This is a genomic window from uncultured Dialister sp. (genome assembly GCF_900541605.1).
Taxonomy (GTDB): domain Bacteria; phylum Bacillota; class Negativicutes; order Veillonellales; family Dialisteraceae; genus Dialister.
Window position 1 is genome coordinate 1 of sequence record NZ_UQKJ01000109.1, and the last position, 6436, is coordinate 6436.

General features: G+C 47.2%; 6 protein-coding genes. 3 read left to right on the plus strand and 3 right to left on the minus strand.

The window, feature by feature from the left end; genetic code table 11:
- Positions 1-162: 162 nt before the first annotated feature.
- The gene (locus QZR21_RS07460; protein WP_296098685.1) at positions 163-858 is read left to right on the plus strand and encodes a M48 family metallopeptidase; all 696 of its coding nucleotides are present in this window, start codon (positions 163-165) and stop codon (positions 856-858) included.
- A gap of 165 nt (positions 859-1023) precedes the next feature.
- Positions 1024-1890 (plus strand): LysR family transcriptional regulator, encoded by an 867-nt coding sequence (locus QZR21_RS07465; protein WP_296098682.1) that lies wholly within the window; start codon positions 1024-1026, stop codon positions 1888-1890.
- A 59-nt stretch (positions 1891-1949) separates the two neighbouring features.
- Here the strand turns inward: QZR21_RS07465 and QZR21_RS07470 are convergent, their stop codons facing one another.
- Positions 1950-2183: a hypothetical protein gene (locus tag QZR21_RS07470; RefSeq protein ID WP_296098679.1), complete on the minus strand. Its 234-nt coding sequence runs from the start codon at positions 2181-2183 to the stop codon at positions 1950-1952.
- 816 nt (positions 2184-2999) lie between these two features.
- Between QZR21_RS07470 and QZR21_RS07475 the strand changes: the two genes are divergently transcribed.
- Complete coding sequence (locus tag QZR21_RS07475; protein WP_296100289.1) at positions 3000-3623, plus strand: hypothetical protein; 624 nt, start codon at positions 3000-3002, stop codon at positions 3621-3623.
- Between the two features lie 246 nt (positions 3624-3869).
- Here the strand turns inward: QZR21_RS07475 and QZR21_RS07480 are convergent, their stop codons facing one another.
- Positions 3870-4508 carry a histidine phosphatase family protein gene (locus QZR21_RS07480; protein WP_296100293.1) on the minus strand — a complete coding sequence of 213 codons (639 nt, stop codon included), beginning with the start codon at positions 4506-4508 and terminating at the stop codon, positions 3870-3872.
- 9 nt (positions 4509-4517) lie between these two features.
- Positions 4518-6107 (minus strand): phosphoglycerate dehydrogenase, encoded by a 1590-nt coding sequence (gene serA, locus QZR21_RS07485; protein ID WP_296100296.1) that lies wholly within the window; start codon positions 6105-6107, stop codon positions 4518-4520.
- Between the last annotated feature and the right edge of the window lie 329 nt (positions 6108-6436).

Here is a 6436-nt window from a genome sequence, read left to right on the forward strand (position 1 = left end):
GTCATTCGTGCCGTAGGCTGTTGAGCCTTCCTGGCAGCTAGGAGCTAACAGCTAGAAGCCCTGCACGAATGACTCTATCCATCAGCGCCGTCCAACAGCTCGACAAACTGAAATTGGCAGTGCGCCAATCGTTATGATTTATTTTCAGAAAGAGAATATCTATTGTATAAGAAACAGCAAATAAAGAAAACCTGGCCCTATCCGGTGAGTATTATTACCAAGCCCGGCCTTCGAGGCATGTATATCCGGCTGACCAGGGACAAGAAAGTAAAAGTAACGGCACCCCTCTCCATGCCGGTGGAGGATATAATCCGGTTCATTGATTCCAGGGATGCCTGGATACGGAAAAATCTGGCGCGTATGGCTGATCCCGTGAGTTATGAATATGTTACAGGAGAAATGCATTACTTCTTTGGCAAGCAGTATCCCCTCCATTTCTTTGAAGCCCCTTCCGGTGGAATTGCCCTGCGGAATGGGCGTCTGGAAATGGATATGACACCACGCACAAAGAATCGGGCTCTTCTTTATAGAAAGCTTATGAAGGAAGAACTAAAAAAGGTTCTGGTCCACTATATCCGGCTGTGGGCACCGCAGATGAAGGTCAGGCCGACTTCTGTAACTGTGAAGGTTATGAAAAGCCGGTGGGGGAGCTGCAACGTGAAGACCGGTGAACTCTGCTTCGCTCTGGACCTGGTGACAAAACCGGAGCCCTGTATCGAATCGGTGGTGGTTCACGAGTTGAACCATCTGCTGGAGACAGGTCATACACCCCGGTTTCATGCACTCATGACCCACTGGCTCCCCGACTATAAAGAAAGGACAAAGATACTGACAGCCTGGCCCAGAGAATTCATATAGCCGGGAAATTACGCCGGGAAGGGGAGTACTTTTGCAGCCTACTGTTTATCTTCAAAGAAATATGGTATAATCTAATAAAATAATTTTATACCAAGGGCAAAGGCTTCCAATAACAGGTGACTTCGCCCGGACTTGATTGTATTATTTCAGGTGAGAGGTTATTCGATGAACAATACGGACTGGAAAATCCTCATATACCTTCGTGAAGAACGGAGCATAAACAAAGTGGCCAAGCGTCTTTTTATGACGCAGCCTTCTTTGACATACCGGCTGAGCCAGATGGAAAAGGAAATCGGTTGTCCTCTGTTTATTCGGACAAATAAGGGGGTCCATTTTACGGATGCCGGCAACCGCCTCTTTTCTTTTGCAGAAAAAGAACTGCAGCAGTACCAGGACATGAAAAATTACGTCACCCATGAGCCGAATTCGATTTCCGGGGTTCTCCGAATTGGTGCCAGCCAGTCCTTTGCTCAGTCCCATATGCCCTCTATTCTGAAGGGATTTATTGATAAGTACAACGATATAGAGGTATCGCTGACCACCGATACCAGTGACCAGTTGGTGAAACTGGTAAAAAAAGAAGACATTCATCTGGCCATTGTCCGGGGCAACCAGGAGTGGCCGGATGCAGATATTCTTTTGGAAGATTCACCGTTGTACCTGATTTCCGCCAAGAAGATCGATTACCGCACACTGCCCGATGAACCATCGATCCGCTATCGCAGTGATCCTTCTCTTGATGAAATCCGTACGCGGTGGTGGCGCCAGAATTTCACTGAATCTCCCCATTTCATGCTTACTGTTTCTGACTGCCTGACCTGTGTTGAAATTGTGAACCAGGGACTTGGTCATTCCCTCATACCCGCTGATCTTCTGCCGAAATGTGAACCCAAGGTCAATCGAGAAATGATTTATGATAAACAGAAACGCCCACTTCTTCGACCGAGCCACCTCATTTACAAACAGGCCATGCTCCAGTCAACGCCGGTCAGAATGTTTGTGGATTATGTGAGAGAATATTTCAACGTATAATAAAAGCCTCCCTGTTCATTGCATCCGGGAGGTTTTTATTATACATCGGAGAACATCCGTTACAGGCGGACCAGAAATCCCAGCATACTGAACAGCCAGGTGGATACGGCGAGAAACAGGGCAGCCCCTGGTTTTTCCAGTTTTAACCGGATTTCGAAATCCTGTTTTTTCCAATGGCTGCCCCATATGGTTCTTACAAAACCATCATGGTCAACGCTCATCATACGGAACAGGGTACAATAATTTAAAAGGAGATAAATGCAGATCAGCGCCGGCCGAAGATTTTCATCCATGAACCAGACCATCCCAGGGATAACATAGATTATATACAAAAGCTATGTAACCGCCGAGGAAATAAATTATTTTCTGTCTGAATAAGTCTTCTAATTCTGTATTATATGCAAATACAAGATACCCGTTAATAGCACATAACCCAAGACACCAGAAAAACAGAACAATCATTTTTCATACTCCTGAATATACCAGCATGTATACTTTATTTTCATAAAGCCATCTGATTTGATTACATTATGAAAGAAGGAAGTTTGCTCCTTCCGCAACCGGTGTAAAAGGAAAGGGCGTTCTCTCTGGCTAATGCACCGATTATGACCGCTGAGGAGATGAAAGGACCTTAAAGGAATGGGAAGGAGATTTTAATCCTTTCTCCTAAAAACTGGTAAAACATGGGGGTCGAGCCTATCTAGGGAAGCACTGATTAATTCGCAGAGTCAGATTTCATAAGGATTTTTATGCACTGCTTCGTCATAAATCGGCCAAGAATAAAAGGAAGGCGCTTTAATGTGCAGAGAAAGCGCCAACTTATCTTGGCTCAGCAGTCCTATGCAAGACTGCTGCCTTAAATAGCTCGCTATTCGCGTCAGATTATTCCTTGCATTGCATAAAAATCCAAGAATGAAATCTGACAACGATTTAATCAGCGCTTCCCTAGCCCAATTTATGGAGATATAGAAAAAATATTTTCATGTCATAAACTCCATCTATAACCGCATAAGAGCAAATATTGGTGATACAATGGGAATCATGGAGAAGGGAAACTATTCCGGCTTTTATTGGGCAGTTTGCATGTATATGATTCTTGGAGGCGCTCTATGAGAAAACTTTGGACTTTACTCATTGCTTTACTGGCAGCCCTTTGCTTTGTGACTATGGCAGAGGCATCCGATGAGCAGGAAATGAACAGGAAGCTTGGCTATTTCGATAATACCCGGACTGTACTGCTTCTTCCAACCCGCTGGAGGGGACAGGGCTATGAAGCGGCGGCCTATGTCAATAGAGATATGAAGCAGATTTTTCGCTACCCCTATTATCGGACTTTGGATGTGGCGGACTATGCCAATGCGTCAGTTTCTCCTTCAGAGCTGGCAGAACTGGCAGATAAGACGGGGGCAGATATTGTAGTAATGCCTGTCATTACGGAATGGTACCAGATGGTTTTCCATCGTTTTTTCTTCGATGATGATGATCCGATCCTGCAGACCAGGGCAGTCATCGATATTTACAGTTATAAAAAAACAGATGGCACTGTGCGGGATGACCGGAGCAGCTACTTTAATACGGAAGATGAAAGTACTACAAGGAATGTATATATTCTTGACGATATGATGAAAAAGATTTACAAGACCTTTCCCTATCGCCGGGTTCCGACTGACGTATCCCGGTCTCTTTCCGGTGACACCACGGATAATACGCCTAAGGCGGGTATGAAGAACTGAGGAGCTGGAGCAATTCATCAAATTGCGTTTTGTCGAGCTACTGTGTTCGGTGCGGATGGGTAGAGTCATTCGTGCCGTAGGCTGTTGAGCCTTCCTAGCAGCTAGGAGCTAACAGCTAGAAGCCCTGCACGAATGACTCTATCCATCCGCACCGCCCAACAACTCGACAAACTGAAATTGGCAGTACACTAAAAAACAGCGCAGGAAAAATGATTTCTCATTTTTCCTGCGCTGTTTTTTGCTGGTTCATAGCCCTTTCTGCTCAATACCGCTGACCAGATATCCCAGATGGGCTGTGCTGTTCAGCGTAACGAGGCGCCAGATACTTTTATCACATTCCAATACATTAATGCAGGCGTTGTCCTGCTTAATCTGCCAGAAATGGCTCATATCCAGGCCCAGAAGGTCACAGATAATGGCTTTATTCACCGCATCATGGGCAGCAACAAGCACAGTTTCCCCATCATATTTCGCAGCATATTCGTCAAAGGCTTCCCTGGCGCGCTTTCTGACGTCTTCCAGGTTTTCTCCTTCCGGCATCTGGACCTGTTCCGGATGGGTATGCCAAAGGCGGAATTCCTTCGGATATCGGGCTTCGATTTCATCGGCATGGATGCCTTCCCAGAGACCGTGGGAAATTTCAATGAGCCGTCCGTCTTTCATGACGGTCAGGTGATGGTAATCGGAGGCCATGCGGCAGGTCTCAAAGGAACGGGAGAGGGGAGAAGAAATGGCGCGGTCAATCGGAATATTTTTCAGCGCCAGAGCTGCTTTTCTCCCCTGTTCGAGGCCCCGGGGAGACAGGGGAGTATCTTCCTGTCCCTGGTAGCGCCCTTCGATGTTCCACGTGGTTTCGCCGTGCCGGAGAAGAATGATTCGTATCATAAGGGCTCCTTAGTGTTCGCAGTGAATGACTTTGACATCATGGATACCGTCGATATTCATGAGGGCAGGAATGACGGCAGAAGGAATATCTTTGTCCACAGCCACAGCCATGACGTTGGTTCCCTCTTCTTTACCGGCACCCACCTGCATGCCATTGATGTTGATGTGTTCTTTGCCCAGTACCGAAGCCACCTGACCAATCATGCCCGGCTTATCTTCATGGGGCGCAATGATGATGCAGCCTTTGGGTTCGAAATCTACCCGGAAATGATCGATGGAAACGATTTTGGCTTCTTTCCTGTCGAAGAGGGAACCGGTGATGCGGTGGCTTCCTTTATCTGTATCTACGGTAAGGGAAATGGTATTGGTAAAATAATGACCCTTTTTTGCTTTGACTTCTCTTACATCCATATGGCGGTTTTCTGCAATGCCCCGGGCATTGACAAAGTTTACAGTCTGCTGGAGTACCGGTGCCAGAAGTCCTTTCAGGACGGCCGTGGTGAGGGGGGCAGTTTCGGTATCCGCCAGTTCACCAGTATATTCCACATTTACCCGGTTAATGCGGCCGCCGGCCAGGTCAATGGCAATATTACCCATCCGTTCACAGAGATTGAAATAGGGCTGAATGACATGGAGTGTAGCTTTCGTAATAGGTGAAGCATTGACGGCGGTGGCTACCGGCTCTCCATGGAGTGCCTGCATAACGCCAATGGCGACATCCGTAGCTACGCCGGCCTGGGCTTCTTTTGTGGAAGCACCGAGGTGAGGGGTCAGTGCCACATTGGTCATGCCGAGGAATGGATTTTCTTCCGGTTTCAGCGGTTCATGGGGCCATACATCGATACCGGCACCGGCTACTTTGCCGCTCTTCAGGGCATCTGCCAGGGCATTGATATCTACTACCGCACCCCGGGAAGCATTGACGATGCGTACGCCATCTTTCATCTTTTCGATTTCTTTTTTGCCGATCATCCCCCGTGTTTCATCGGTCAGTGGGGTGTGAAGAGTAATGTAGTCCGATTCCTTGAGAAGCGAATCCAGATCCACCAGTTCAACACCCAGCTGCTTGCCCCGTTCCAGGGGAATATAGGGATCATAGCCGATGGTTCTCATGTTGAATGCCTGAAGCCGTTTGGCTACGTTTGAACCGACTCGGCCGACACCGATAATGCCAACGGTTTTATTCAGGAGCTGGATGCCAGTAAAGCTTTTCCGGTCCCAGCGGCCTTCCATGATGGACTGGTGAGCCTGGGGAATATGGCGGGTCATGGACAGCATGAGGGCGATGGTGTGTTCGCAGGCGGCAATGGTATTGGATTCCGGCGTATTGACTACGGTGATACCTTTTTTAGTAGCCTCAGCAACGTCGATGCCATCAATGCCTACGCCGGCACGGCCGATGACCTTCAGATTCTTTGCGGCATCAATGACCTTTGTGGTAACCTTTGTCTGGCTTCTGGTAATAATGGCATCATAATCGCCGATGACTTTGCACAGTTCCTCTTCATTCATATTCGGCTGGATATCTACGATAAATTCTTTCTCCAGGATTTCTTTTGCTTCTTTGGCTACGTCGGCGGTAATAAAGATTCTGAACATATTTGTTTCCTCCTTGTCAGGTTTACAGGTAATCAGTATAAACAGGAAAGAGTCCAGGACTCCTTCTATAGTATTTTTTATGAAAATGGGGGTATTGCCAATTTCAGTTTGTCGAGCTGTTGGTATTCGATGTTGACGGGTAGAGTCACTCGCACGGGGCTGCTAGCTTCTAGCGGCTAGCAGCCAGGAAAACTGATTCGCCTGCGGCGCTTTCCCATCAGGTTTGCCCAAACGTAATCATGCCGTAGGCTGTTGAGCTTTCCTAGAAGCTAGAAGCTATAGTAAACGACATTAATTACTTTACTTTAAATCAATGTATCTATGTGCTA

Bases quoted from the DNA above. Each gene is read 5' to 3' on its own strand.
- QZR21_RS07480 (WP_296100293.1), bottom strand. From the start codon at position 4,508: ATGATACGAATCATTCTTCTCCGGCACGGCGAAACCACGTGGAACATC.
- serA (WP_296100296.1), bottom strand. From the start codon at position 6,107: ATGTTCAGAATCTTTATTACCGCCGACGTAGCCAAAGAAGCAAAAGAA.
- QZR21_RS07465 (WP_296098682.1), top strand. From the start codon at position 1,024: ATGAACAATACGGACTGGAAAATCCTCATATACCTTCGTGAAGAACGG.
- QZR21_RS07475 (WP_296100289.1), top strand. From the start codon at position 3,000: ATGAGAAAACTTTGGACTTTACTCATTGCTTTACTGGCAGCCCTTTGC.
- QZR21_RS07470 (WP_296098679.1), bottom strand. From the start codon at position 2,183: ATGGATGAAAATCTTCGGCCGGCGCTGATCTGCATTTATCTCCTTTTA.